The organism is Pseudomonas sp. HMSC076A11 (genome assembly GCF_001810205.1).
GTDB lineage: Bacteria > Pseudomonadota > Gammaproteobacteria > Pseudomonadales > Pseudomonadaceae > Pseudomonas > Pseudomonas aeruginosa.
In genome coordinates, this window is sequence record NZ_KV800281.1 from 66530 (window position 1) to 91754 (window position 25225).

General features: G+C 67.5%; 23 protein-coding genes. 9 read left to right on the plus strand and 14 right to left on the minus strand.

What is annotated here, in order from left to right; translation table 11 throughout:
* The first annotated feature begins 129 nt into the window (after positions 1-129).
* From HMPREF2716_RS05885 to HMPREF2716_RS05900, 3 genes are all read left to right on the plus strand, one after another.
* Complete coding sequence (locus HMPREF2716_RS05885; RefSeq protein WP_003118585.1) at positions 130-1068, plus strand: LysR family transcriptional regulator; 939 nt, start codon at positions 130-132, stop codon at positions 1066-1068.
* 115 nt (positions 1069-1183) lie between these two features.
* Positions 1184-1369, plus strand: a complete 186-nt coding sequence (locus HMPREF2716_RS05890) for a hypothetical protein (RefSeq protein WP_003083879.1) — start codon at positions 1184-1186, stop codon at positions 1367-1369.
* Positions 1370-1955: 586 nt separating this feature from the next.
* Positions 1956-3290: an OprD family porin gene (locus HMPREF2716_RS05900; RefSeq protein ID WP_003102204.1), complete on the plus strand. Its 1335-nt coding sequence runs from the start codon at positions 1956-1958 to the stop codon at positions 3288-3290.
* A gap of 28 nt (positions 3291-3318) precedes the next feature.
* Here the strand turns inward: HMPREF2716_RS05900 and HMPREF2716_RS05905 are convergent, their stop codons facing one another.
* Complete coding sequence (locus HMPREF2716_RS05905; protein ID WP_003083886.1) at positions 3319-4116, minus strand: AraC family transcriptional regulator; 798 nt, start codon at positions 4114-4116, stop codon at positions 3319-3321.
* 77 nt (positions 4117-4193) lie between these two features.
* Here HMPREF2716_RS05905 and HMPREF2716_RS05910 point away from each other — a divergent pair, with 77 nt between their 5' ends.
* The 5 genes from HMPREF2716_RS05910 (at position 4194) to HMPREF2716_RS05930 (ending at position 10319) form a co-directional block, all read left to right on the plus strand.
* On the plus strand, positions 4194-5810 hold the full coding sequence (locus HMPREF2716_RS05910) for a gamma-glutamyltransferase family protein (RefSeq protein WP_031801021.1): 1617 nt from the start codon (positions 4194-4196) through the stop codon (positions 5808-5810).
* 671 nt (positions 5811-6481) lie between these two features.
* Positions 6482-7318, plus strand: a complete 837-nt coding sequence (locus HMPREF2716_RS05915; RefSeq protein WP_003102209.1) for an outer membrane protein OmpK — start codon at positions 6482-6484, stop codon at positions 7316-7318.
* Between the two features lie 240 nt (positions 7319-7558).
* Entirely contained in the window at positions 7559-8965 is a 1407-nt protein-coding gene (locus tag HMPREF2716_RS05920) for a uracil-xanthine permease family protein (RefSeq protein ID WP_003162957.1), read from the plus strand.
* Between the two features lie 92 nt (positions 8966-9057).
* Entirely contained in the window at positions 9058-9723 is a 666-nt protein-coding gene (locus tag HMPREF2716_RS05925; RefSeq protein ID WP_031801244.1) for a TetR/AcrR family transcriptional regulator, read from the plus strand.
* A gap of 5 nt (positions 9724-9728) precedes the next feature.
* Entirely contained in the window at positions 9729-10319 is a 591-nt protein-coding gene (locus HMPREF2716_RS05930; RefSeq protein WP_070621836.1) for an IMPACT family protein, read from the plus strand.
* A gap of 6 nt (positions 10320-10325) precedes the next feature.
* Here the strand turns inward: HMPREF2716_RS05930 and siaD are convergent, their stop codons facing one another.
* From siaD to HMPREF2716_RS05995, 13 genes are all read right to left on the minus strand, one after another.
* Positions 10326-11153: a biofilm formation regulator diguanylate cyclase SiaD gene (gene siaD / locus HMPREF2716_RS05935; protein WP_003083910.1), complete on the minus strand. Its 828-nt coding sequence runs from the start codon at positions 11151-11153 to the stop codon at positions 10326-10328.
* Between the two features lie 6 nt (positions 11154-11159).
* Positions 11160-11540, minus strand: coding sequence for a biofilm formation regulator SiaD modulator protein SiaC (gene siaC / locus HMPREF2716_RS05940; protein WP_003102215.1), 381 nt, complete (start codon positions 11538-11540; stop codon positions 11160-11162).
* Between the two features lie 26 nt (positions 11541-11566).
* Complete coding sequence (gene siaB, locus HMPREF2716_RS05945; protein ID WP_003083916.1) at positions 11567-12109, minus strand: biofilm formation regulator kinase SiaB; 543 nt, start codon at positions 12107-12109, stop codon at positions 11567-11569.
* 8 nt (positions 12110-12117) lie between these two features.
* Entirely contained in the window at positions 12118-14109 is a 1992-nt protein-coding gene (gene siaA / locus HMPREF2716_RS05950) for a biofilm regulation protein phosphatase SiaA (RefSeq protein ID WP_016263969.1), read from the minus strand.
* Between the two features lie 262 nt (positions 14110-14371).
* Positions 14372-15421 carry a protein-glutamate methylesterase/protein-glutamine glutaminase gene (locus HMPREF2716_RS05955; protein WP_003083922.1) on the minus strand — a complete coding sequence of 350 codons (1050 nt, stop codon included), beginning with the start codon at positions 15419-15421 and terminating at the stop codon, positions 14372-14374.
* 19 nt (positions 15422-15440) lie between these two features.
* Complete coding sequence (gene cheD / locus HMPREF2716_RS05960; protein ID WP_003102220.1) at positions 15441-16043, minus strand: chemoreceptor glutamine deamidase CheD; 603 nt, start codon at positions 16041-16043, stop codon at positions 15441-15443.
* A gap of 5 nt (positions 16044-16048) precedes the next feature.
* A complete protein-coding gene (locus HMPREF2716_RS05965) occupies positions 16049-16891 on the minus strand; it encodes a CheR family methyltransferase (RefSeq protein ID WP_003102222.1) in 843 nt (280 codons plus the stop codon).
* 69 nt (positions 16892-16960) lie between these two features.
* Positions 16961-19000 carry an aerotaxis transducer Aer2 gene (gene aer2 / locus HMPREF2716_RS05970; RefSeq protein WP_003102224.1) on the minus strand — a complete coding sequence of 680 codons (2040 nt, stop codon included), beginning with the start codon at positions 18998-19000 and terminating at the stop codon, positions 16961-16963.
* A 35-nt stretch (positions 19001-19035) separates the two neighbouring features.
* Complete coding sequence (locus tag HMPREF2716_RS05975) at positions 19036-19521, minus strand: chemotaxis protein CheW (RefSeq protein WP_003083938.1); 486 nt, start codon at positions 19519-19521, stop codon at positions 19036-19038.
* Complete coding sequence (locus HMPREF2716_RS05980; protein ID WP_003117226.1) at positions 19508-21427, minus strand: chemotaxis protein CheA; 1920 nt, start codon at positions 21425-21427, stop codon at positions 19508-19510. Before HMPREF2716_RS05980 ends, HMPREF2716_RS05975 begins: the two co-directional genes overlap by 14 nt.
* 27 nt (positions 21428-21454) lie before the next feature.
* Positions 21455-21820, minus strand: a complete 366-nt coding sequence (locus HMPREF2716_RS05985) for a response regulator (RefSeq protein ID WP_003083943.1) — start codon at positions 21818-21820, stop codon at positions 21455-21457.
* Between the two features lie 197 nt (positions 21821-22017).
* Entirely contained in the window at positions 22018-23202 is a 1185-nt protein-coding gene (gene cttP / locus HMPREF2716_RS05990) for a trichloroethylene chemotactic transducer CttP (protein ID WP_009875676.1), read from the minus strand.
* A 180-nt stretch (positions 23203-23382) separates the two neighbouring features.
* Complete coding sequence (locus tag HMPREF2716_RS05995; RefSeq protein ID WP_003083951.1) at positions 23383-24315, minus strand: LysR family transcriptional regulator; 933 nt, start codon at positions 24313-24315, stop codon at positions 23383-23385.
* A 116-nt stretch (positions 24316-24431) separates the two neighbouring features.
* On the opposite strand from HMPREF2716_RS05995, the gene HMPREF2716_RS06000 reads away from it, so the two are divergent.
* The gene (locus tag HMPREF2716_RS06000; RefSeq protein ID WP_003106691.1) at positions 24432-25184 is read left to right on the plus strand and encodes a 3-oxoacyl-ACP reductase family protein; all 753 of its coding nucleotides are present in this window, start codon (positions 24432-24434) and stop codon (positions 25182-25184) included.
* The last annotated feature ends 41 nt before the right edge of the window (positions 25185-25225 follow it).

Genomic DNA, 25225 nt, shown 5'->3' on the forward strand with positions numbered 1-25225 from the left:
GTGGGCCATCCGCCCCGACGCCGGGCAGGGTATGCCCGGCGTTGCTACGGCGACGGCGGCCAGTATAGGCAGCCCGGCGTCAGGGAAAATCCGACCAATTTACGAATCTGTTTTGCAACCGAGGTAATAGTGGACACATTGCAAGGCATGCGCGTGTTCGCCAGGGTGGTGGACAGCGGCAGCTTCACTTCCGCCGCCCAGGCCCTGGACCTGTCCACCGCGCAGGTATCGCGGCTGATCTCCGACCTGGAGGCGCACCTGCAGACGCGCCTGCTGCACCGCACCACCCGGCGCCTGGCCCTGACCGAAGCCGGCGAGCGTTACCTGGAACGGTGCCGCGGGATCCTCGAGGACATCGAGGTCGCCGAGGCCGAAGCCGCCGGCGCGCACATCCGCCCCTGCGGCCGCTTGCGCGTGCAGTCGCTGATGGGCATGGGCCAGCATCACCTGGTGCCGATGATCGCCCGCTACGGCGCACTGTTCCCCGACGTGGTGATCGAGCTGACCCTGTCCCAGCGCAACCCGGACATGCTCGAGGAAGGCCAGGACGTGCTGATCACCGGCGAGCGCCAGTTGCCCGACTCGGAGTTCGTCGCCCAGCGCCTGGGCAGCATCCACAGCGTGCTCTGCGCCAGTCCCGGCTACCTGCAGCAGCGCGGCGTGCCACGCTCGGTGGACGACCTGGAGCGCCACGTCTGCCTGCGCCTGCAGGACCCGGCCTACCCGGAGGGCTGGATCTTCGCCGACGAGCAGGGCGAGCGCACCGTCAGCCCGCAGAACACCTTCATGGTCAATGTCGCCGAGGTCATGGCCCAGGCGGCCAAGGCCGACCTCGGCATCGCCCTGCTGCCCAGCTACGTGGCGGCCGCGGCGCTGCGCAACGGCGAGCTGCTACGGGTGTTGCCCGGCCATGCCATGCACCAGCGGACCATCTATGCGCTGTATCCCTCGCGGCGTTACCTGGACGCGAAGATCCGCACCTGGGTCGATCTGTTGCAACAGGAACTTCCCCAGGCATTCGCCCGCGACGAAACTACCATGCAAAGTTCAAGTTACTGGGCACAGTGAAGGATTGTTGTTATTGAGGTAATACTCTCTCGTCTGTTTGGCTATTTTTCCGAGCATGGCGGTTAACTAATATGGCGCCTGTCCCAAGTGAACAGGGTGTCATCGGAGACCCGCCATGAATCGCCAGATCCTTGCTGCCGCCATACTCAGTTTGTTTTCCCTCGCATTTTCCCAGGCCGGTTTCGCCGAAGAGTCCTCGCTGATGACCAACCGCATGGTCGACGCCAACCAGCAGGCCATCGAGCACCAGCAGGAACTTTCCGCCTCCGCCGCGCAGGCCGGGGCCCGCAGCGACTCCTGATCTAGCGCATGGCGCCAGCCGCGCCATGGCTTCCCCCGGGTACTCGGGAAGCGTGAGCCTGGGTACCCTGTCCTTGCGCCGCATATGATATGCGGCGTTTTTTTTGCCTTCCTGACCGTTCGGACAATTCTTGCAGAATATGTAAAAGACTTTCGTTGGATATCGGGTTTTTCCGATAGTGGCAAAAAAATATAATCGCGCCAGCTCAATGGATAATTGTCGCTGGCTGTCGACGATATTCGTTCTGTCTTCATCGATCTCGCCATGCAAGAGCGGGACGTGGAAAGCCTAAAGCCTGATGAGTCGAAGAGACTTTCAATAGAAGAGTCCGACTGCGTTCCAGCCGGTTTCCAGTGTCCGGAAATACACTGGCAAGACTTCCCGACGCCGAACTTTGATTGCTCCTATTCGACGTCTTCTCAAGGCCGCTGATACCAGCGGCCTTTTTTTTCGGGTTGCGCCCGGCTGGGCGCCCCATGGGAGCGATCGCCCGCGCGACGCCAGCAGAAGCGTCGCCGGGAACGACACCACAACACGCTTTCCGGCCTTGCCGGATTTCACCACGCTGTAAGAAGGAGCAACCGCAATGAGGAATCTGTTCGCCTTGACGCCGATGGCGCTGGCGCTGTGCACCGCGTCCGCCGCCTGGGCCGATGAGGGGGAAGCCAAAGAAGGCTTCATCGAAGGCTCCAGCCTCCAATTGCTGACCCGCAACTACTACTTCAACCATGACCGCCGGCACGCTTCCGGGCACGACAGCAAGGAATGGGCGCAAGGCTTCATCGCCACCTTTCAGTCCGGCTACACGCCCGGCGTGGTCGGCTTCGGCGTCGACGCCTACGGCATGCTCGGGCTGAAGCTCGACGGCGGCGGCGGTACCGGCGGCACCAGCATCCTGCCGATCACCGCGCCGAGCAAGGAAGGCTACGAATCCGGCAAGGCGCCCGATGAGTTCTCCAGTGGCGGGGCGGCGCTGAAGATCCGCGCCTTCGACACCGAGCTGAAGCTGGGCGACCAGTTCCTCAGCAACCCGGTGGTCGCCGGCGGCGAGTCGCGCATGCTGCCGCAGACCTTCCGCGGTGTGAGCCTGACCAACAACAGTTTCGAGGACCTGACCCTCACGGCTGGCCAGGTCAGTTTCACCAAGTACTACAACCAGAGTGGCCACCGTCGCCTCGGCTCGTACTACGGCGAACTGCCGGGCGACCGCGACAGCCATCATCTCAGCTGGCTGGGCGGCACCTGGGGCGGCATCGAGGGCTTCACCAGCAGCCTGTACGCCGCCGAACTGCAGAACGTCTGGAAGCAGTACTACGCCGACGTCGACTACACCTACGAGATCGACGACAACTGGTCGCTGAACCCCGGCGCGCACTACTACAAGACCGTCGACAGCGGCGACTCGTTGCTCGGCCGGATCGACAACAACACCTACAGCCTGCATTTCGCGGTCGGCTACAGGCAGCACACCGTCACCGCGGTGCTGCAGAAGGTCAACGGCAACACGCCGTTCGACTACATCAACCAGGGCGACAGCATCTTCCTCGACAACTCGCAGCAGTATTCCGACTTCAACGGTCCCAACGAGAAGTCCTGGAAGCTGCAATACGACTACGACTTCGTCGCCCTCGGCCTACCCGGCCTGAGCGCCTCGGCCTCGTACTCGCGCGGCAAGCTGGACCTGACCCGGGTCGATCCGGACAGCCCCGGCTACGGCGGCTGGTACAGCGCCGACGGCAAGAACGCCAAGCACTGGGAACGCGACCTCGACCTGCAGTACGTGGTCCAGGGCGGTCCGGCCAAGGACCTCTCGCTACGCCTGCGCTGGGCCACCCACCGCGGCACCGGCGGCTACAGCGCGGTGGACAACGACATCGACGAATACCGGGTGATCGTCGACTATCCCATCGACGTGTTCTGAGCCCCGCGCGCTGGGCCCTTCGCCGGGCTCAGCGCTGGCGGAACAGTTCGCCGGGAGTGAAGCCGAAGAGTCCCTTGAAGGCGGCGATGTAGGCCGAGGTCGAGTCGTAGCCGCTGTCCAGGGCGGCGCCGGTGACGCTGTCGCCGGCTTCCAGCGCGTTGAGCGAGGCGAGCAGGCGCTGGCGTTGGCGCCAGAGCCGGTAGTTCATCCCGGTCTCGCGCTGGAACAGGCGCGACAGGGTCTTTTCCGAGGTGCCCAGGCGCTGCGCCCAGTCGCCCATGGTCAGGCTCTGGGTCGGTTCGTCGATCAGTGCCTGGCACAGCCGCAGCAGGCGCGGCTCGCGCGGCATCGGCAGGGAGAAGGCGACCTCCGGCAGCAGCCGCAACTGGTCCAGCAGCACCTGCACCAGCCGCGATTCGGCGCTGTCGCCCTCCGGGTAGTCCACCGGCAACTCGCAGAAACTCTTGATCAGCTCGCGCGCCAGCGGCGTCACCTCCAGCACCCGGCAACGCGTCGGCGCCCAGGCGCAGGCGTCGCCACGGATGTACAGGCTGCGCATCTCGGCGCGGGTGGAGGTGACCACCTCGTGTTCCAGCTGCGCCGGAATCCAGATCGCCCGCTGCGGCGGGGCGAAGAAGCTGCCCTCGGCGGTATGTACGCCGAGCACGCCGCTGATGGCGTAGGAAAGCTGTACCCAGGCGTGCCGGTGGCGCGAGGTCCAGGAGCCGGCGCGCAGGCTTTCGGCGCGCGCGTAGACCGGCCGTGGCAGGCGGGCGAGGGTGGGAATCGGGCGGTGCAGTTCCGCAGGCTGTCCGTTCATCGTCATGACTTGGCGTCGTGTCGCTAGTCGGCAGAGTCTGGCAGGGCTAACCTGCCGCCTCAAGTTTCCCGGAGCCCACGCCGATGCTCGACTTCTCCGCCCACGCGCTTCCCTACGCCTCGCAACGTTCGCCGGTCCATGCCCGCCGCGGCATGGTCGCCACCTCGCAGCCGCAGTCGGCGCAGGTCGGGCTGGAGATATTGCGCCGTGGCGGCAATGCCATCGACGCGGCGATCGCCACCGCCGCCGCGCTGACGGTGGTCGAGCCGACCGGCTGCGGGATTGGCGGCGATGCCTTCGCCCTGGTCTGGACCCGCGGACGCCTGCACGGCCTGGACGCCAGCGGGCGCGCGCCGGGCCTGCTCGATCGCGAGCGGGTGCGCGCCGCCGGCCACGAGCGGATGCCGCTGTACGGCTGGACGCCGGTCACCGTGCCGGGCTGTCCGGCTGCCTGGGGCGAACTGTCGCGGCGCTTCGGCAAATTGCCGTTCGAACAACTGCTGCGGCCGGCGATCGAGCTGGCTCGCGATGGCTTTCCGGTCTCGCCGGTGATCGCCCGCCTGTGGCAGAGCGGCCTGGACAAGTTCCGCGCGGCGTTGCCGCAGCGGCCCGAGCTGCGGGCCTGGTTCGACGAGTTCCTCATCGACGGCCGGGCGCCGCGCGCCGGCGAGGTGTTCCGCCAGCCGGGCCAGGCCGACACCCTGGACGAGCTGGCGCGCAGCCAGTGCGAAAGCTTCTATCGCGGCGAGCTGGCCAGGGCCATCGTCGGCCACGCCGAGCGCAGCGGCGGCTACCTGCGCGCGGAGGACCTGGCCGGCTACCAGGCGAAGTGGGTCGAACCGATCTCGCTGAACTACCGTGGCTATGACGTCTGGGAGATTCCGCCGAGCGGCCAGGGCCTGATCGCCCTGATGACCCTGAACATCCTCAAGGGCTTCGAATTCGGCGAGCGCGACTGCGCGCGGACCTGGCATCGCCAACTGGAGGCGATGAAGCTGGCGTACGTCGACGGGCTGCACTACATCAGCCAGCCGCAGTCGATGCGGGTCTCGGTCGAGGAACTGCTGCACGAGGACTACGCCGCCAGCCGCCGTGCGCTGATCGGCGAGCGCGCGCTCGATCCCAGCCCCGGCCAGCCGAGGCCGGGCGGCACGGTGTACCTGGCCTGTGGCGACGAGGAGGGCAACCTGGTCTCGTTCATCCAGAGCAACTACCACGGCTTCGGCTCCGGCGTGGTGGTGCCCGGCACCGGCATCGCCTTGCAGAACCGCGGCGCCGAGTTCAGCCTCGATCCGGACCACGTGAATTGCCTGGAGCCGGGCAAGCAGACCTTCCACACCATCATTCCCGGTTTCCTCAGCAAGGACGGCGTGCCGCTCGGCCCGTTCGGCGTGATGGGCGCCTATATGCAGCCGCAGGGCCACGTGCAGATGGTGATGAACCTGGTGGACTTCGGCCTCAACCCCCAGGCTGCCCTCGACGCGCCGCGCTGGCAGTGGCTGGGCGGGCTGCGCGTCGGCATCGAACATGCCGCGCCGCGCGCGCTGGCGGCGGAGCTGGCGCAGCGTGGGCACCAGGTGGAGATCGCCTACGACTCGACCAGCTACGGGCGCGGCCAGATCGTCCTGCGCGACCCGGCCAGCGGCGTGCTCTGTGGCGGCACCGAGCCGCGCACCGATTCGCAGATCGCGGTGTGGTGAGGGGACCCATGTGGGTGAGGCGGGGAGACCTGTCCGGCGGATAATGCCCAAGGCGTATCCGCCCTGCGGATGGCGAAGCAAGAAGTCCCGGCAGGCATAGGCTGCCAGGCGACCCGTACTCGAGCGCGCTCCGCTACGCAACATCGAGAGCGCCTTCTGGATGTCATGCCACCGGAGTCTCCCAGGCCCTGGCGAATTTACGTCCGGGCGTCCTGAAACCCGACGAAAAACCCCATTCGGGGATGAATTCCGCCCGCCGTCTCTGGCATCATCCGCGCCGCTTCTCGCCCGAACGCCGGGGCGGTGATGTGTAGAAAGACCACGCACTGTTTTGTGTACAAAAGTCTGCTGATTCTTTTTGTCACAAATCGTTTTTGTGTATCCAGTTTTCTTCGCGCTGCCAACCCAAAGTCGAGCACGCCCCTCCCGACCACGCACCAGTGCAAGGCAAAAACTGTCCTTGGGGTCAGGTTTTTGCCGTCGTAGAGAGGTTGGAGGCATTTCGCCGCCTTTGTCCAAAACACTGAAAAAACAGGCGTTCCCTTCGCCGCAGGAAACCCGGCGAAGCGCCCGCGCCGTCTTGGCTTCGTTCTTGCTATCCATGGCGAGGCCTGACCGCTCGGACAGGTTCGCCCACTAGAAGAAAAGCTATTCACTCCAGGAGCGTTTCAATGAGCCGCACACTCGCCACCGTGATGCTAGCCGGGGGGCTACTGGCCGCAGGCCAGGCTGTCGCCGAAGACCATGACATGACGCCGACCCACGAGACCGACTCGGGGCCGCTGCTCTGGCACAACGAGAGCCTGACCTACCTCTACGGCAAGAACTTCAAGATCAACCCGCCGATCCAGCAGACCTTCACCCTGGAACATGCCAGCGGCTGGACCTGGGGCGACCTGTTCATCTTCTTCGACCAGATCAACTACAACGGCAAGGAAGACGCCAGCAACGGCAAGAACACCTACTACGGCGAGATCACTCCGCGCCTGAGCTTCGGCAAGCTCACCGGAGCGGACCTCTCCTTCGGCCCGGTGAAGGACGTGCTGCTGGCCGGCACCTACGAGTTCGGCGAAGGCGACACCGAGGCCTACCTGCTCGGCCCGGGCTTCGACCTGGCGATCCCCGGCTTCGACTACTTCCAGCTCAACTTCTACTACCGCAAGCCCGACGGCAACCGCGTGCGCGCCGGCGCCTGGCAGATCACCCCGGTATGGTCCTACACCATTCCGGTGGGCAACTCCGACATCCTCATCGACGGCTACATGGACTGGGTGATCAACAACAAGAGCGCCAGCACCAGCCGCCGCAACCAGAGCGACTATCACGCCAACCTGCACTTCAACCCACAGGTCAAGTACGACCTGGGCAAGGCCCTCGGCTACGAGCCTAAGCACCTGTACGTGGGCCTGGAGTACGACTACTGGTCCGACAAGTACGGTGTGAAGGACTCGCAGTACTTCACCACCGACCAGAACACCGCAAGCTTCCTGGTCAAGTATCACTTCTGAGTCCGTCGCGCGGGGCTGCCGGCCGGGCCCCGCCAGCGCGCCCCGTCATTGCGCGCCGTGCATCGGCACGGTGCGCGACGTCGTCTTCGTCGTCCTTGCGTTTGCCTCCCGTTGTTCGCTCGACCCACGCCGGGCGGGCCCTGCAGCCTGAGCGGCAGGAATAAGCTGATCACCTGGACAGCTTTTTGCAGAAGCCGTGCAACCTCCTCCTGTCCGAGGAGCGCCACTTGAGACGGCCCGATGCATAGCGAAGACCAACGCCCCAACGACCTCATCTACGGCCTCGACGACCGGCCGCGCCCGCTTCCCGCCTTCCTTGCCGCGCTACAGCACGTGCTGGCCAGCTTCGTCGGTATCGTCACTCCGCCGCTGGTGATCGGCTCGCTGCTCGGCCTCGGCGAGCACCTGCCATACCTGATCAGCATGGCGCTGATGGTTTCCGGCGCCGGCACCCTGATCCAGGCGCGCCGGCCGTTCGGCATCGGCGCCGGGATGATCTGCCTGCAAGGCACCAGCTTCGCCTTCCTCGGCGCCGTGCTGGCCGCCGGGATGCTGGTGAAGCAGCGCGGCGGCGGTCCCGAGGAGATCCTCGCGATGATCTTCGGCGTGTGCTTCTTCGGCGCCTTCGTGCAGATCGTCCTCAGTCGTTTCCTCGGCCATCTTCGCCGGGTGATCACGCCGCTGGTCACCGGCATCGTCATCACCCTGATCGGCGTCAGCCTGATCAAGGTCGGCATCACCGACCTCGGCGGCGGAGCCGGGGCCACGGACTTCGGCGCACCGGCCAATCTCGCGCTGGGCGCGCTGGTGCTGCTGAGCATCGTCCTGCTGAACCGCTCGCGCCTGCCCTGGCTGCGCCTGGCCGCCATCGTCATCGGCCTGGCGCTGGGTACCCTGGCGGCCTGGGCGACCGGCCTGTTCGTTCCGCGGGCGTTGCCCGAGCTGCCGCTGGTCAGCCTGCCGCAGCCGTTCCGCTTCGGCTTCGCCTTCGACTGGATGGCCTTCCTGCCGGTGGCGCTGATCTACCTGATCAGCAGCATCGAGACGGTCGGCGATCTGACCGCCAACTGCATGCTCTCGCGGCAGCCCCTGGAGGGACCGGCGTACCTGCAGCGGTTGCGCGGCGGGGTGCTCGGCGACGGCGTCAGTTGCCTGCTGGCAGCCACCTTCAGCGCCTTCCCGAACACCACCTTCGCGCAGAACAACGGGGTGATCCAGCTCACCGGGGTGGCCAGCCGGCACGTCGGGATCTATATCGGCGGCGTGTTGCTGGCGCTCGGCCTGTTCCCCTGGGTCGGCGCGATCCTCCAGCAGATCCCCAAGCCGGTGCTCGGTGGCGCCACCCTGGTGATGTTCGGCAGCGTCGCCGCCGCCGGCATCCGCATTCTCGGCCAGACCCCGATGGACCGCCGCAGCGTGCTGATCATCGCCGCCTCGTTCGGCGTCGGCCTCGGCGTGGCCGCGCAGCCGACCCTGCTCGACCAGATGCCGGCGGTGGTGAAGACCCTGTTCGACTCGGCGATCACCAGCGGCGGCATCACCGCCATCCTGCTCAACCTGCTGCTGCCCGAGGAGCGCGTTGCCGAAGCGGCGCAGGCCAGCGCGAAGGGCGGCGCCCTGGCGCGCTGGCGCAAGCCGCTGGGTTGATACGGGCGTTTGCAAATTTTTCCGCGCCTGGCTTGTGTCCCGCAGCCGGGCTGGGGTATCAACGCGGGGATCACGCCGATGGAAACCTGCGCATGACCCTGACAGTGCCCGCCCACGACCCGGCCGCCCGCGACAAGCCGGCCGGGCGCATCCGCCAGAAGAACGAGGAGGCGATCCTCGCCGCGGCCGAGGAGGAGTTCGCCCGCCACGGCTTCAAGGGCACCAGCATGAACACCATCGCGCAGAACGTCGGCCTGCCCAAGGCCAACCTGCACTACTACTTCGGCAACAAGCTGGGCCTCTACACGGCGGTGCTGAGCAACATCCTCGAACTCTGGGACAGTACCTTCAACACCCTCGGCGTCGACGACGATCCGGCCGAGGCGCTGGACCGCTACATCCGCGCCAAGATGGAGTTCTCCCGCCGCTACCCGCTGGCCTCGCGGATCTTCGCCATGGAGATCATCAGCGGCGGCGAGTGCCTCACCGCGCATTTCAACCAGGACTACCGCAGCTGGTTCCGCGGCCGCGCCGCGGTATTCGAGGCCTGGATCGCCGCCGGCCGGATGGACCCGGTGGATCCCGTGCACCTGATCTTCCTGCTCTGGGGCAGCACCCAGCACTACGCCGACTTCGCCAGCCAGATTGGCCTGGTCACCGGCCGCAAGCGCATGTCCAGGCAGGACTTCGCCGCCGCCGCCGACAACCTGGTGCGGATCATCCTCAAGGGCTGCGGACTGACCCCGCCGGCGGCCTGAACGCGATGCCGAGCACCCTGCAAGGCCTCGCCGAATACCGCGAGGAAATCCGCAAGAGCCGCTTCCACACCATCGCCGCGCCGGTGGCCGACGAGGACGAGGCGCAGGCGTTCATCGCCGCCCACCGCGACGCTTCCGCCGGACACAACTGCTGGGCCTGGAAGTGCGGCGCGCAGTACCGCTTCAGCGACGACGGCGAACCCGGCGGCAGCGCCGGGCGGCCGATCCTGGCGGCCATCGAGGGACAGGACATGGACTGCGTGGCGGTGCTGGTCAGCCGCTGGTTCGGTGGCATCAAGCTCGGCACCGGCGGCCTCGCCCGCGCCTATGGCGGCGGCGCGGCCAAGTGCCTGCAGCAGGCGCCGCGCAGCGAGCTGGTCGAGCGCTGCCGGGTGCGTTTCGCCTGTGCCTTCGCCGACCACGCGTTGCTCAAGGCGCGCAGCCTGGCGCTGGGCGCCAGCGTGGCGGCCGAAGACTACGGCGCCGACGGCGTCGTCCTGACCCTGGAGTTGCCGGTGGCGCGCTTCGAGGCGCTTCAGGTGCTGCTGGTGGACCTCAGCCGAGGCCAGGTGCGGCTGCAGCGGCTGGACGCCTGAGGAGGCTCAGCGCGCTGGAGCCGGGCGGGAAGGGGCAGGAAGCGGCGGGAGCGCGGCGAACACGCATTTGTCGCGGCCGCTGCGCTTGGCGTCGAGCAGTGCGGCGTCGGCGCGATTGACGGTCTGCGAATAGGTTTCGCCGATGCGGTGTTCGGTAACGCCGACGCTGGCGGTGACGCTCAGCGCCTCGGTGCCGACGCGTACCGCCAGGGTCCGTACGCTGTCGCGCACCCGCTCGAGTACCGGGCCGGCGTCCTGCAGGCGGGTCTGTGGCAGCAGCAGGAGGAATTCCTCGCCGCCCCAGCGGCCGCAGAGGTCGTATTCGCGTAGCTCGGACTCCATGGCCCGGGCGATTTCCACCAGCACCCGGTCACCGCTGTCGTGGCCCCAGGTATCGTTGACCTGCTTGAAGAAGTCCACATCGAGCATTGCCAGCACGTAGCTCTGGCCGTGGCGCTGGGAGCGTTCGTTCTCCTCCCTGAGGCGCTCCAGCAGCATGCGTCGGTTGGGCAGGCCGGTCAGTGGGTCGCGGATCGAGGCTTCCTTCAGCGCCAGGTTGAGGTCGCGCATCATCTGCTGGTAGCGGTCGGAGATCCGCGCCACCTTTTCCAGGCGCCGCAGCTGCTTGTGGTAGCGCTCGGACAGCGACAGGTTCTGCTCCCGCGCCATCGACTGGAAACCGTCGGAGATCCGGGCGATGCGCTCCAGCCGCACCAGTTGCTCCAGCGATTGCTGGCGCAGGCGGGCCAGCGCCTGGTGCAGCGGATGCCCGTGGAACTGCGGATCGGCCAGCAGGCCGTCGATCCAGGCGTCCAGTTCGCGTTCGCGGCTCATCGTCGGCTACTCGTCGTGGGCCTGGATGGCGAAGGGGAAGCTGCAGTCCTCGCGGAACTCCTCGGCCAGCTCGGCGACCCGTTCGTTGCGCCGGTCGTAGTGCCAGCGCAGGCTGACCGGGCGACCGCCCTGGTGGGCCTCTTCGAGCAGGTCGAGGATGTCCATCATGGCCTTGATCGAACTGGTGTTCAGGTACAGCAGGCGCAGGTCCAGTTCCAGCGGCCGCTGCCCGGCGGCGAGGAAGCGCTCGACCCAGTCGATCACCTGGCCGAACAGTTCATAGGAGTTTTCCGGGTAGGAATCGCCTTGCATGGACAGGCGTCCGGCCTGCCAGTCGCCCTGGATGGCGGGCGTGGACTGGGTGCCGGGTATGTGCAGGTCACTCATGATGGTGTTCTTCCTAAAACACGGGGTCAGATCACGGCGCGCAGGCTGAAGAAGGCGCGCCCGTCGGGCTGTTCCTTCAGCGATGCGGCCAGTGGTTCGCTGGACTTGCGGGCGATGTCCAGCAGGCCGAGACCGGCTCCGCTGGCGCAGCCGCTGTCGCGCGGGCGGCGTAGCTGCTCCTTGTAGGCGGCCTTGAGGGCGGCCTTGTCGAGGTTGGCGATGGCCTGGATGCTGCGCACCAGGCTCTGGCCGTCGTCGCGTTCCACCAGGTTGCCGGCGGACACCACGTAGTGGCCGTCCTCGTTGCGGGCGATGGCTACCGTGGCCGCCGCCTCGTGTTCGCCGTAGCCCTTGAGATTGGCGTAGTGGCGGATGTTCTGGGTCATCTCGATGTACACCGCGAAGACGTCCATCGCTTCGCTCGGCTTGGCCTGTTCGGCGTGCAGGTAGTTGCGCAGCGCGTGGCCTATCTCCTCGATCAGGCTGCGCGAGATCGGTCCGTTGAAGCAGAGCAGGATGCGTTGGCGGGTGTAGCTTTCACGCATGGCCAGCAGGTCTAGCGTTTCCATGGGTGCCCCTAGTCGAATCGGAAGGACAGGATGGTGATGTCGTCGCGTTGCGGGTGCTCGCCCTGGTACTCGGCGAGCGTCGCCACGAAGGCCTCGGCCTGCTCGGGGAGCGGCTGCCGCGCGTGGTCGCGGAGCATGTCGGCGAAGCGCCGGCTGCCGAAGCCGAAGCCGTGTTCGCCGCCGGCCTGGTCGAGGAAACCGTCGGTGCTCAGGTAGAAGGTCCAGCCCGGCGCCAGCGGTACCTCGATGTTGCGGTAGTCGCCACGGCGCTTGTCGCCGATCGCCCGGCGCGCGCCCTTGAGTTCCTGGACCTCCTCGCCGTCGCTGGCGTACAGCGAGATCTTCGCCCCGGCGAAGGCCAGCTGGCGGCGCCGGCGGTCGACCCAGACCAGCCCGGCATCCATGTTGGTGGCCAGCGCCTGGGGGATCTGCTCCTGGCTGAGCATGCTGCGCATCGCCTGGTCGGTCTCGCCGAGGATCGCCGCCGGGTCGCGGCTGCCCACCGCCTCGATGGCGTGGTCGATGGCGGCGCGGGCGAGCATGGTCATCAGCGCGCCGGGCACGCCGTGACCGGCGCAGTCGACCACGCCGATCAGGTAGCCGTCGGCCTGCTCGCGGTACACGTAGAAGTCGCCGCCGACCACGTCGCGCGGTTTCCACAGGATGAAGTGATGCTCGCCGAGGGTGGCGCTGAGCTGGCGGTCGGGGAGGATCGCGCGCTGGATCAGGCTGGCATAGTCGAGGCTGTCGCCGATCTTCTTCTGCGCGGCGGCCATCTCGCGGTTGGCTTCCTCCAGCGCCTGGGTGCGCTCCTGGACCTTGTCTTCCAGCTCGGCGGTGTGCCGGCGGACCTGGTCGGCCATGCTGGCGAAGGCCTTCGACAGCGAGCCGATCTCGTCCTGGCGCGCCAGCGGCAGCGGCGTGTCGTAGCGCCCGGCGGCGATCGCCTTGGCCGAGCGCTTGAGGCTGCGCAGGGGGCGCAACAGCAGGCGCTCGACGGCATAGGCGAAGCCCAGCAGCAGGGCCACCAGCAACAGCAGGAACGTGCCCGCCAGCGGCCAAAGCCAGCGGTTGTCGAGGACCTGGGCGGCGTGCAGGTCGACGGCGGTGAGCACGTACCAGCGCAGTTGGGGAATGTAGGCCACGGCGAAGAGTTGCTGGCGGCCGTCGAGGCCGGCCCACAGGCAGTGCACCGAGCCGGCCTTGGCGCGGGCCAGGCGCATGGCCTCGCGCAGGGCGTCGCGCTGTTCCGGCTGGTCGAGCAGGTCGAACACCCGGTGGCGTTCGCTGGCGCCGCCGGCGGCGGAGCTGTAGGCGATCAGGCGGCGGTCCGGGTGGGCCTGGATGGCGCCGTCGTCGCCGATGATCATCGGCGTCACGCCCGGCTCGCGGGCGATGATGAAGTCGTCGAGGAAGCCGCTCAGGTCCAGGCCGCTGCCGGCCAGGCCGATGGGCCGGCCCTGGTCGCGGATCACCAGGTTGAACCAGACCTTGGTCAGGTTCAGCTTGCTGTCGACATTGACGTTGATGTTGTAGGCGGCGCTGTTGCGCAGGGTATTGAAGTACCAGGCGTCTTCCGGGTCGCCGGCCTCCAGGGTGTAGCGCGGCCGTTCGCTGTAGGGTTGGCGGCCGTCGTTGAAGTAGTAGTGGTGGGAGCCGCTGGCGATGATGAAGTAGGCGTGGTCGCGGAAGTCGCCGCGGTAGCCCTCGGCCTCGCGGAAGAACAGCGCGCGGCGCGCCGGGTCGTCTTCCTTCAGCAGCCAGTCGCGGGTCACCACCGATTCGGCGAAACGGCGCGACAACGCCAGTTCGCGGGAGACCGGGGCGAGGATCTTCTGCCGGTGCAGCAGGGTGAAGTTCTTCGCGTAGGCCAGGCCGAAGTGCGTACGGATGTCGTCCATCGCGCGCCAGCCCAGCAGCACCGCCGGGACCAGTGCCAGGGCACAGGCCAGCAACAGCGCCACCACCGATTTGCCGCGCAACCCCCAGTTCGCCGCCATGGCTATCCCTATCAGTTTCTCGCCCGGCCCGCGGCCGAAATCATGGATCGAAAGCGTGTGTCGAACTTTTGGCGAAAGGGCCAATTGTGCAGATGTGCATTATTTCAGGCAACGTAATTTGGTTTTATTTCGCCATTAATTTGACGTCACAATGATGGCGAGCAGGCAAAGGCCCGTGGTTCGGGCCTGTCGTCGGCGGGGTCTCGGCGGGGGAGGTTGCGGGGGGCGGCGAAAAAGCGCAGCGGGCCGGCCAGGATCCCGCTCAGAGGCGGTTGCCGCTGCCGCGCCGGGCGGCTTGCTGGAGCAGCGCGGCGGCGATCCGTTCGAGCGGCAGCACGTCTTCCGCGGCGCCCAGTTCCACCGCTTCGCGGGGCATGCCGTAGACCACGCAGGTAGCCTCGTCCTGGGCCAGGGTGTAGCCGCCGGCCTGGCGGATCGCCAGGAGCCCGCGCGCGCCGTCCTTGCCCATGCCGGTGAGCAGCCCGGCGAGCAGGTTGCGCCCGGCGCAGCGAGCCAGCGACTCGAACATCACGTCCACTGCCGGGCGGTGGCCGTTGACCTGCGCCTGGCGGTTCAAACGCACCACGTAGTTGGCGCCGGAGCGCTGCACCTCCATGTGGTGGTCGCCCGGCGCGACCAGGGCGTGGCCGGGCAGTATGCGGTCGCCGTCGCGCGCTTCGCTGACGCTGAGCCGGGTCAGGCGATCCAGGCGCTCGGCGAAGCTGCGGGTGAAGCCGGGAGGCATGTGCTGGGTGATGACCACCCCGGGACTGTGCGCCGGCAGGCCGAGCAGCACTTCCTTGAGCGCCTCGGTGCCGCCGGTGGAGGCGCCGAGGGCGATGATCTTCTCGGTGCTGAGCAGCGGCGCCGCGCTTTCCGGCGGCGCCGGCGCGTCCGCCGCACGGCGGCGCAGGCGGGCGCGGGCGACGGTCTTGAGCTTGGCGCGGATTTCCTCGGCATAGGCCTGCATGCCTTCGGCGATGCCCAGCCGGGGCTTGGCGATGAAGTCCACCGCGCCCAGTTCCAGCGCGCGCAGGGTGGCTTCGGAACCGCGCTCGGTGAGCGAGGAGATCATCAGCACCGGGGTCGGCCGCGCCTTCATCAGCTTGTCGAGGAAGGTCAGGCCGTCCATTCGCGGCATTTCCACGTCGAGGCTGATCACGTCCGGCGCGTGCTGCTTGATCAGGTCGCGGGCGACGAAGGCGTCCGGCGCGCAGCCGACCAGGCGCAGCTCCGGGTCGGCCTGGATGATCTCCTTGAGCAGGCTGCGGATCAGGGCGGAATCGTCGACGACCAGGACACTGATGGGCATGGCGGGCTCTCCCGGAGAGTCAGAACAGGTCGATGGGGCCGCCGTCCGCGTTGCGGTCGATACGGCGGCGGTAGTCGCGTTCACGCTGCAGCACGGTGTCGTTCTTCAGCTCCACCAGGGACTTCACCAGGACCCGGCCATTGCGCGGGAAGAAGTAGATCTTGCGCGGGAAGGCCTCCAGCACGTCGCTGGCGAGCAGCGGGATACGCTCGGTGGCCAGGTAGTCGAGGGTGAACTCGACGTTGCGCTGGCCGATGGCGGCGCTGATCTGGCGCAGTACCGAGCCGCCGCCGAAGACCTTGGCCTGCAGGCGCTCGCGGCTGGCGCCGAGGGCCAGCATGCGGTTGATCAGCAGTTCCATGGCGTGGCTGCCGTAGCGCGCCGACGGCGAGGCCGGGTCGCCGCCGAGGCCGCGCTCGGGGAGCATGAAGTGGTTCATCCCGGCGATGCCGTTGAGCGGGTCGCGCAGGCACACCGAGACGCAGGAGCCGAGCACGGTGACGATCACCAGGTCTTCGCCGCTGGCGAAGTATTCGCCGGGCAACAGCTTCACCGCATCGCAGGCGAAGTACGGATCGTAGTAGCGGTTCAGCGGCGCGCCTTCCCGGGCCTGGAGATTCATCGCGATCAGGCCGGGCTGTAGACGGTCTGGCCGACGGAGCGCACCAGGTGGCTGGCGTGGACGAAGTTCTCCGAATGCCCGGCGAAGAACAGGCCCTCCGGCCGCAGCAGGGCCACCATGCGTTCCAGCAAGCGGGTCTGGGTCGGCTTGTCGAAGTAGATCATCACGTTGCGGCAGAAGATCGCGTCGAGTTCCCCGGCGATCGACCAGTCTGCCTCCAGCAGGTTGATCTGGCGGAACTCCACCAGTTGCCGCAGTTCCTCCACCACCCGCGCCTTGCCGGCGTTGGGCCCGGTGCCGCGGAGGAAGAAGCGTTTCTTCAGCGGCGCCGGCATCTGCTCCAGGCGCTCCAGCGGATAGACGCCCTGGCGGGCGCAGTCGAGCACCCCGGTATCGATGTCCGAGGCGACGATCTTCACCGGCGGATCGAAGCTGCCCAGCGCCTCCACCAGGGTGATGGCGATCGAATAGGGTTCCTCGCCGGTACTCGCCGCCGCCGACCAGATGCGCAGCGGGCGATGCCGCTGCAACTGGCGGCGGGCGAGGTCGGCGAGCAGGGGGAAGTGGTGGCGTTCGCGAAAGAATGCGGTGAGGTTGGTGGTCAGCGCGTTGACGAACAACTGCTGCTCGCCCGGCTCGCGGTCGAGGTGGGTGAAATATTCGGCGAAGCTGCCGAGCCGCAACAGGCGCAGGCGCCGCGAGAGGCGGCTATAGACCAGTTGCGCCTTGCTCTCGGCCAGGCTGATGCCGGTCAGCCGGTAGAGCCGCTCGCGTACTTGCTGGAAGTCCTCGCGGGTGTAGTGGAACTCCTGGTTGCCGAACACCGGCGAAGGCGTGGAGGTGGGCATTGGCGTCGGGTTTCCCTGGTCGACCCTAAGGGCTTGCCGCCCTCCGCCTGGCGGAGGCGCGGCGTGGTCTCAGAACTCTTCCCAGCCGTCTTCCTTGCGCGCCTTGCTGGCCCGCGCCATGCCGCTGCGGGCCAGCGGCGCCGGCGCGCTGGGGCGTGGCGCGGACGGCCGCGCGCTGGCGAGCTGGACCACGCTCGGCGGAGTGTCCAGCCTGAACACTGCCACCGACTGGTTGAGCAGGCCCGCCTGCTCCTGCATGGCCTCGGCCGCGGCCGCGGCTTCCTCCACCAGCGCGGCGTTCTGCTGGGTCATGTCGTCCATCTGCGAGACCGCGCTGTTCACCTCTTCGATGCCGGTGCTCTGCTCGGCGGAGGCGGCGGCGATCTCCGACATGATGTCGGTGACCCGGCGGATCGCTACCACGATGTCGCTCATGGTCTGTCCGGCCTGGGCCACCAGGGTGTTGCCATTCTCCACCTTGTCCACCGAGTCGGAGATCAGCGTCTTGATCTCCTTGGCCGCGGCGGCGGAACGCTGGGCGAGGGTGCGCACTTCCCCGGCGACCACCGCGAAGCCGCGGCCCTGCTCGCCGGCGCGGGCTGCCTCGACCGCGGCGTTGAGGGCGAGGATGTTGGTCTGGAAGGCGATGCCGTCGATCACCCCGATGATGTCGGCGATCTTGCGCGCCGACTCGTTGATCGAGGACATGGTGCTGACCACCTTCTGCACCACGGTGCCGCCCTGGGTCGCCACTTCCGAGGCATTGGCCGCCAGCGAGTTGGCCTGGCGGGCATTCTCGGCGTTGAGCTTCACCGTGCTGGTCAGTTCTTCCATGCTCGAGGCGGTTTCCTCCAGGCTCGACGCCTGCTGCTCGGTGCGCGCCGAAAGTTCGGCGTTGCCGCTGGCGATCTCGCTGGCGGCGGTGTTGATGGTGTCGGCGGCCTCGCGAATCTGCCCGAGCATCCGCGACAGGCTTTGTGCGGTGTCGTTGGAGAAATCCTTGAGCTGGCCGAAGGTGCCCTGGTAGTCGGCCTCGATGCGCTGGGTGAGGTCGCCCTGGGCCAGCGCCCCGAGCATCCGCGAGACGTCGCGCAAGCCGCGGTCGGCGGTATCCACCAGGCTGTTCAGGTCCTTCGCCAGCCTGAGGAAGAAGCCTTCCTTGCCGGCCTCCTCGACGCGCTTGCTGAAGTCGCCGGCGGCCGCCGCCTGCACCAGTTGCGAGACTTCCTGCTCGGCGCGGTGTTCCTCGGTGCGGTCGGTCCATTGCACGGCGGAGCCGAGGCGTTCGTTGGCGTCGTTGAACACTGGCACCACATCGAGGGAGAAGCGCCGGCCGCCGAGGTTGAGCTCGGCCTTGTGCACGCCGGTGAGGTTGGCCAGCAGGTGCCGCTGGTGCGCCGGATTCTTGTGGAACACGTCGATGTTGGCGCCCATCAGGCGGCCGGCGTCGAAGTTCGGCAACTGCTTGCGGATATCCGCTTCGGCGCGACCGAGCATCTCGCTGACGGTGCGGTTCATGTAGATGATGTTGAGGTCGTTGTCGGCGATCATCACGTTGGCCGAGACGTTGTCCAGCGCGCTCTTGATCCGCGCGTTGTAGGCCGCCGTGGCCAGTTGCGCCGAGGTCGCCTCGGCGGCCCCGCGCAGGCGTTCGCGAACGCCGTCGATGGCTTCGGTGATCTGCGCCTTCTTGCCCGGCAGGCGGTCCATCAGCGGCTCGAAGTTGCCCTGGCCGTAGGCGGTGACCACGCTGACCACCTTCATCTTCACCGCGATGTGCGCGGACACCAGTTCGTTGACGCCCTTGGCGATGCGCGCCGCGCGACCTTCCAGGCGTTCGGCGGGAATCGTCTGGTCGATCCAGCCGGCTTCGTGCTGGCGGCTCATCTCCGCCAGCCCCGCCTCCAGGCTTTCCACCTGCTGGAGTTCGGCGCGTTGTTCGCGCAGTTGCCGCTGCAGCGCCCGCAGGCTGTCGTAGAGACGCTCGTAGCCGGGCGCCGGGGCCTCGCCGACGGCGGTGTCGAGCTGGCCGTCGGCGAACGACTGGAGGAGCGTGGCGATCCGGTCGGCGCGTTGCTGCGCCACCGCATGTGCATTGAACAGACCCATTTCGATATCCCCTGCCTATCCCTCGTTGGCGCCGCTCAGGCCGCGGCTTCGTCGACCAGCGCCATTTCGCGGCTGGTCATCAGTCTCTCGATGTCCACCAGGATCAACATGCGCTCGCCCGCGGTGGCCAGGCCGAGCAGGTATTCGGTGTCGAAGCTGGCGCCGAACTCCGGCGGCGGCCTGATCGCGTCGCCGCCCAGTGCGATCACGTCGGATACCGAGTCCACCACCACGCCGACGATGCGCCGGCCGATGTTGAGGATGATCACCACGGTGAACGGGTCGTAGGTGACCTCGGCGAGGTGGAACTTGATGCGCAGGTCGACGATCGGCACGATCGCCCCGCGCAGGTTGATCACGCCCTTGATGAAGGGCGGCGCGTTGGCGATCGCGGTGACCTGGTCGTAGCCGCGGATCTCCTGCACGCGGAGGATGTCGATGGCGTACTCCTCGCGGCCCAGGGTGAAGGTCAGGTATTCCTGCGCCGGGCCGTTCGCCTGGCTTGCCTCAGTGCCGTTCATCGGCGGTGTCCTCCCGCGCCGCCAGGCGTGGCAGCGCATCGACGTCGAGAATCAGGGCGACGCTGCCGTCGCCCATGATGGTGGCGCCGGCGATACCCTCCACTCGGCGGAAATTCTGTTCCAGGCTCTTGATCACCACCTGCTGCTGGCCGACCAGTTCGTCCACCTGCAGGGCGAAGCTGCGCCCCTCGGACTCGAGGATCACCACGATGCCCTGCTCCGGCGCCGGCGCTTCGCCGCCGATGCGCAACAGCTCGTGCAGGCTGAACAGCGGCAGGTACTCGCCGCGTACGCGGATCATCGCGTTGTCTTCGCCGCCGAGGCCGCGCACGTCGTCGCTGCGCGCCTGCAGCGACTCGACGATGTAGGTCAGCGGAATCACGTAGTTGACCGCTTCGACGGCGACGATCAGGCCGTCGAGGATCGCCAGGGTCAGCGGCAGGCGGATGCCGATGCGAGTGCCCATGCCGGGCGCCGAGTCGATGTCGATGCGCCCGCCCATGGCACCGATGTTGCGCTTCACCACGTCCATGCCGACGCCGCGTCCGGACAGCTCGGTGACCGCCTCGGCGGTGGAGAAGCCGGGCATGAACACCAGTTGCCAGACCTCGGCGTCGCTCATCCCGTCATGCACCGGCAGGTTGCGCTCGCGGGCCTTGGCGAGGATACGCGGACGCGACAGGCCGCGACCGTCGTCGGAAACCTCCACCACCACGCTGCCGCCCTGGTGGCTGGCGGCGAGCTTCACCGTGCCGCTCGCCGGCTTGCCGGCGGCGAGGCGTTCGGCGGGCGTTTCGATGCCGTGGTCGATGCTGTTGCGGACGATGTGGGTGAGCGGATCGCTGAGTTTCTCGATCACGCTCTTGTCCAGTTCGGTGTGCTCGCCGTGCAGGTGCAGCTCGACCTGCTTGCCCAGGCGCGTGGCGGTGTCGCGCACCAGCCTGGGGAAGCGGCTGAAGATGAAGTTGATCGGCAGCATGCGGATCGACATCACCGACTCCTGCAGGTCGCGGGTGTTGTGTTCGAGCTGGGCCAGGGCGTGCTGCAGGCGCTCGTGGCGGCTCGGGTCGAGCTGCTCGCCGAGCTGGCCGAGCATGGCCTGGGTGATCACCAGTTCGCCGACCAGGTTGATCAGGCTGTCGATCTTTTCCACGCTGACCCGGATCGAGCCGGACTCGCCGTCGCCACGCACGGGCGCGACTGCGCCCCTGGCCGTCGCGGCGACGGCTTGCGCGGGCGCACTGGGCGCGGCGGGGCTGCCGGGGGCGCCGTCGAACAGGCCGAAGGCGCGTTCCTCCGTAGGTGGGGAACCCGGTGCCTCATCGAAGAGGCCGAACGCTTCGCTCGCGGCCGGTGCGCCGGGCGCCTCGTCGAAGAGCCCGAACGCTTCCGGCGCGGCCGCTCGTTCCGGAGCGCCCGGGCCTTCGTCGAAGAAGCCGAAGGCATCGTCGTCCGCGGTTTCCCTGGCGGGCGCGTCGTCGAACAGGCCGAAGCCTTCCTCCGCCGCTTCCTGTTCCGGCACCCGCAGCCAGCCGCGCAGCCGCTCGACCGTCTCCAGCAACGGCACCCCGGGGTCGGGACTGCCGCTGCGATGGGCGTCGAGCAGGCGCTGCAACACGTCGCGGGCTTCGAGGAAGGAACTGATCATGTCCGGCCGCAGGTGCATCTGGCCACAGCGGATGCGGTCGAGCAGGGTCTCCAGTTCGTGGGTGACGGCGGTGATGTCGTCGAAACCGAACATTCCGCTGGAACCCTTGATCGAATGCGCGGCGCGGAAGATGCCGTGCAGCGTCTCGCTGTCCGGCCGGTCCAGGTCGAGACCGATCAGGAGGAGTTCGAGGGTGGCCAGGTGTTCCTCGGTTTCCTCGAAGAACACCTGGAGAAACTGGCTCATATCCTGGGGCATGGGACCTCCCCCGCGGGGGAACGGGAATCAGGGCAGGACCTTGCGCGTCACTTCGAGCAGTTTCGGCGGGTCGAACGGCTTCACCAGCCAGCCGGTGGCGCCGGCGCTACGCCCCTGCTGCTTCATCGCGTCGCTCGATTCGGTGGTCAGCATGAGGATCGGCACGCTGCGGTAGCCGGCCAGGTTACGCAGGCTGCGGATCAGCGACAGGCCGTCCATGTTCGGCATGTTCTGGTCGGTGAACACCAGGCTGTAGCTCTTGCTCTGGGCCTTGCCGAGGCCTTCCTTGCCGTCCGCGGCCTCGTCCACCTCGTAGCCGGCGGACTTCAGGGTGAAGCTCAGCATCTGGCGGATAGACGCCGAGTCGTCGACGATCAGAATCGGTTTGCCCATGGTCTTGCGTCCTCACGGTGTCCCTACCGCAGCGCCAAGCTCGGCGGCGAAGGTGGTGTGTGCCAGGTGGCTGTGACGGAGGGCTCTGATGGCCCTTTGCTAGTTCCAGTAAAGACAATGTCCGGTGGATTTCAATTATTGGCGCCGGTTTCTCGTCGGATAGTTATCCGGTTAGACGGATTGGCTATCGATACCCCTCAGAACAATTCCACTTCGCCCACGTTGACGCTGTTCTGGCTCACCGGGCTGGGCAAGGGCCGGCGCAGTTCCTCGACCTCCCGCGCGACCCGTTCGGGCCATTCCTGGCGCGGCCGCGCCTCCAGCGCGCCGAGGCCGAGGGCGAAGGCGCCAAGACGCGCATGGTGCTTGCGCATCTGGCCGAGCAACTGGCTGCCCATGTCCTGGAATTGCAGGGCGGTGACCGCCGCGTCGACGCCCTGGCCGACTTCCAGCGAGAGCCGGTCCAGTTCGTGGATGACCTTCAGGGTGTGCCGGTTCATCGCCTCCAGGTCATCGAGCATGCCCTGGATCTTGTGCTTGGAATCGAGGGCGAAGGACATGTCCTTGTCGGCCAGTTGCGAGATCGCGCTCTCGGCGTCCTGGATCTCGTGGTGGACCACGTCGACGTGCTTGCGGATGGCGGCGGAAAACTCCGTGGAGCGGGTCGACAGCGCGCGCACTTCATCGGCGACCACGGCGAAGCCGCGGCCGCTCTCGCCGGCTCGGGCGGCCTCGATGGCAGCGTTGAGGGCGAGCAGGTTGGTCTGCTTGGCGATGGCGTCCATGTCCTGGGTCGACTGCAGGATCTCGGTGATCTTCAGGCGCACCTGGTCCATGCGTTCCACCAGTTGCTGCGAGGTCCGGCTGGTTTCCAGGGTAGCCTCGACGAACAGGCTGAGGGTCTGCTGGGTGGTCCTGACGAAGTCCTGGAAGTTGATGCCTTCGTCGACCTGGCCGCGCCCGTCGTAGCGCTCGATCAGCGAATGGGACAGGCCGCGCTGGGTATCGATGCGTTCGGCGAGGCCGTGGAAGCTGTCGCTGAGCTGGCGGATCGCCGAATGCAGCAGTTCGTCGATCTGCCGGGCGTGACCGTCCAGTTGCGCGGTTTCGTCGGCGAGCGCCCGTTGCGCCGCGCTCCAGGCCGGCGAAGCGGCATCCGCCTGCGGGTTGGCATTCGCTACCGCTTGCCGAGGGGCGCGCAGGAGGAGGACGAGCATGGCCAGGCTGGCGAACCAACCGAGCGCCAGGACCAGCCAGACGCCGAGGCCGACGGCATGCAGCCCGGCGCACAACGCCCAGGGTAGGGAAAGCAGGCCCAGCTTCAGCAGCAGGGGCCGGGATGGTAACGAAACACCGAGGGACTCGCGCATGCTGCACTCCATGTGCCGGATCGGAGCAGGGCTTCCAGGCGGTCCCTCGGGACCGTGCGGAAGACGCCTTCCAAGCTCGTCGGCGGCGTTTTCTAAAACTAGAGTCCCAATCGGTAATGTCAAACTGCCGTTTTTCCGGCGAGGCCGGTGCCAGGGCCTTTTCCCGTTTGCCGAGGCGACGGATGGCTGGCGCTAGCCGGTTGGGAAGGCGGAGAAGCGCCGGGCCAGGTCCTGGCGGCGGAAGTAGTCGACGACGAAGTCGACGAAGACCCGGGTCTTGGCCGGTAGCAGCTTGTTCGCCGCGTAGTAGAGGCTGGTGTTGCCGGCGTCGACGTACCAGTCCGGCAGGACCCGCACCAGGGCGCCGGACTCCAGGTAGGCATAGGCGTGCTGCATGCATACCAGGGTGATGCCCAGGCCCATGGCGGCGACCTCGCAGGTGGCTTCCGGGTCGCTCATGGTCATGCGTTCGCGCAGCTCGATCGGCGCCTCCTCGCCGTTGCGCCGGCGCAGCGGCCAGGAGCGCACGCGGCCGGTCTGCGGCGAGCGGATGCGGATCCCGTCGAAGCCGCCCAGGTCGCCTGGATGGCGGATTGGCGGCTTGTCGCGGAGGTAGGCGGGCGAGGCGAGGAGGATCAGGTGGCCCGGCGTTAGGTTGCGCGCCACCACCCCGGGAGGCAGTTCGAAACCGCCGCCGATGGCGGCGTCGAAGCCTTCGCCGATGAGGTCGACCTGGCGATTGTCGAAATGCCAGTCGGGCACGATGTCGGGATAGCGTTCGAGGAACTCGCCGAGCAGCGGCAGGATGTAGTCGCGGCCGAAGGCCAGCCCCATGCTGACCTTCAACGTGCCGCTGGGTTGGTTGCCGACGCTGGAGACGTTGGCGAGAGCGGTCTGGATGCCCTCCAGGCTGCCGCCGACCTCTTGCAGGAAACGCTCCCCGGCTTCGGTCAGGGTCAGGCGCCGGGTGCTGCGCTGGAACAGGCGCACGCCGAGGTTGCTTTCCAGGCGGGCGACGTTCTTGCCCACCCCGGCCGGCGTCAGGCCCAGGCGCCTGGCGGCCTCGGCGAAGCTACCGGCCTCGGCGCTGCGGACGAAGCACTGGATGTTGCTGAGGGTTTCCATGGGAAAGGGCCCGCATAAACCATTGGTATCGGCTGAATATAGCGATTACCCGCTACCAGGTCTGCAATGGACGACGGAAACTCGGGGCCTGTCTATCCACTCCGATGGAGATTTCCATGTCCGTATCCTCTGCATCCCTCGCCGGCAAAGTCGCCTTCGTCCAGGGCGGTTCCCGCGGCATCGGCGCCGCCATCGTTCGCCGGCTGGCCGCCGAAGGCGCCAGCGTCGCCTTCACCTACGTCAGCTCGGCGGACAAGTCCCGGGCCCTGGCGGCCGAACTCGAAGGCGCCGGAGCCAGCATCCTGGCCCTGCATGCCGATAGCGCCGACGCGGCGGCGCTCGTCGCCGCCGTCGACGAAGCGGCGGCTCGCTTCGGACGCATCGACATCCTGGTCAACAATGCCGCCGTCCTCGCCCTCGGTTCGGTGGAAGAGCTGCCGCTGGCCGACTTCGAGCGGACCCTGGCGATCAACGTGCGCAGCGTCTTCGTCGCCACCCAGGCGGCGGTCAAGCACATGGGCGACGGCGGGCGGGTGATCAGCATCGGCAGCACCAATGCCGAACGCATGCCGTTCGCCGGCGGCGCCACCTACGCGATGAGCAAGTCGGCGCTGGTCGGCCTGACCAAAGGCCTGGCCCGCGACCTCGGCCCGCGCGGGATCACGGTGAACAACGTGCAGCCGGGTCCGGTGGATACCGACATGAACCCGGACGACGGCGACTTCGCCGAGGCCCTCAAGGGCCTGATGGCGCTGCCGCGCTACGCCCGCAGCGAGGAAATCGCCAGCTTCGTCGCCTACCTGGCCGGGCCGGAAGCGGCCTACATCACCGGGGCCAGCCTGACCATCGATGGCGGTTTCTCGGCCTGACCCGGGTCGCCTCGTTCCACCCGGCGAAGTAGCCCCTCTCC

What these genes read in the sequence shown, in the direction of transcription:
- aer2 (WP_003102224.1), bottom strand. Translation starts at nt 19,000, where the DNA reads ATGGGTCTGTTCAATGCACATGCGGTGGCGCAGCAACGCGCCGACCGG.
- HMPREF2716_RS05915 (WP_003102209.1), top strand. Translation starts at nt 6,482, where the DNA reads ATGAGCCGCACACTCGCCACCGTGATGCTAGCCGGGGGGCTACTGGCC.
- HMPREF2716_RS05980 (WP_003117226.1), bottom strand. Translation starts at nt 21,427, where the DNA reads ATGCCCCAGGATATGAGCCAGTTTCTCCAGGTGTTCTTCGAGGAAACC.
- HMPREF2716_RS05955 (WP_003083922.1), bottom strand. Translation starts at nt 15,421, where the DNA reads ATGCCCATCAGTGTCCTGGTCGTCGACGATTCCGCCCTGATCCGCAGC.
- cttP (WP_009875676.1), bottom strand. Translation starts at nt 23,202, where the DNA reads ATGGAGTGCAGCATGCGCGAGTCCCTCGGTGTTTCGTTACCATCCCGG.
- HMPREF2716_RS05910 (WP_031801021.1), top strand. Translation starts at nt 4,194, where the DNA reads ATGCTCGACTTCTCCGCCCACGCGCTTCCCTACGCCTCGCAACGTTCG.
- HMPREF2716_RS05985 (WP_003083943.1), bottom strand. Translation starts at nt 21,820, where the DNA reads ATGGGCAAACCGATTCTGATCGTCGACGACTCGGCGTCTATCCGCCAG.
- HMPREF2716_RS05900 (WP_003102204.1), top strand. Translation starts at nt 1,956, where the DNA reads ATGAGGAATCTGTTCGCCTTGACGCCGATGGCGCTGGCGCTGTGCACC.
- siaA (WP_016263969.1), bottom strand. Translation starts at nt 14,109, where the DNA reads ATGGCGGCGAACTGGGGGTTGCGCGGCAAATCGGTGGTGGCGCTGTTG.
- HMPREF2716_RS05930 (WP_070621836.1), top strand. Translation starts at nt 9,729, where the DNA reads ATGCCGAGCACCCTGCAAGGCCTCGCCGAATACCGCGAGGAAATCCGC.
- HMPREF2716_RS05925 (WP_031801244.1), top strand. Translation starts at nt 9,058, where the DNA reads ATGACCCTGACAGTGCCCGCCCACGACCCGGCCGCCCGCGACAAGCCG.
- HMPREF2716_RS05965 (WP_003102222.1), bottom strand. Translation starts at nt 16,891, where the DNA reads ATGCCCACCTCCACGCCTTCGCCGGTGTTCGGCAACCAGGAGTTCCAC.
- HMPREF2716_RS05920 (WP_003162957.1), top strand. Translation starts at nt 7,559, where the DNA reads ATGCATAGCGAAGACCAACGCCCCAACGACCTCATCTACGGCCTCGAC.
- HMPREF2716_RS06000 (WP_003106691.1), top strand. Translation starts at nt 24,432, where the DNA reads ATGTCCGTATCCTCTGCATCCCTCGCCGGCAAAGTCGCCTTCGTCCAG.
- HMPREF2716_RS05905 (WP_003083886.1), bottom strand. Translation starts at nt 4,116, where the DNA reads ATGACGATGAACGGACAGCCTGCGGAACTGCACCGCCCGATTCCCACC.
- HMPREF2716_RS05995 (WP_003083951.1), bottom strand. Translation starts at nt 24,315, where the DNA reads ATGGAAACCCTCAGCAACATCCAGTGCTTCGTCCGCAGCGCCGAGGCC.
- HMPREF2716_RS05890 (WP_003083879.1), top strand. Translation starts at nt 1,184, where the DNA reads ATGAATCGCCAGATCCTTGCTGCCGCCATACTCAGTTTGTTTTCCCTC.
- siaB (WP_003083916.1), bottom strand. Translation starts at nt 12,109, where the DNA reads ATGGAAACGCTAGACCTGCTGGCCATGCGTGAAAGCTACACCCGCCAA.
- siaC (WP_003102215.1), bottom strand. Translation starts at nt 11,540, where the DNA reads ATGAGTGACCTGCACATACCCGGCACCCAGTCCACGCCCGCCATCCAG.
- siaD (WP_003083910.1), bottom strand. Translation starts at nt 11,153, where the DNA reads ATGAGCCGCGAACGCGAACTGGACGCCTGGATCGACGGCCTGCTGGCC.
- cheD (WP_003102220.1), bottom strand. Translation starts at nt 16,043, where the DNA reads ATGAATCTCCAGGCCCGGGAAGGCGCGCCGCTGAACCGCTACTACGAT.
- HMPREF2716_RS05975 (WP_003083938.1), bottom strand. Translation starts at nt 19,521, where the DNA reads ATGAACGGCACTGAGGCAAGCCAGGCGAACGGCCCGGCGCAGGAATAC.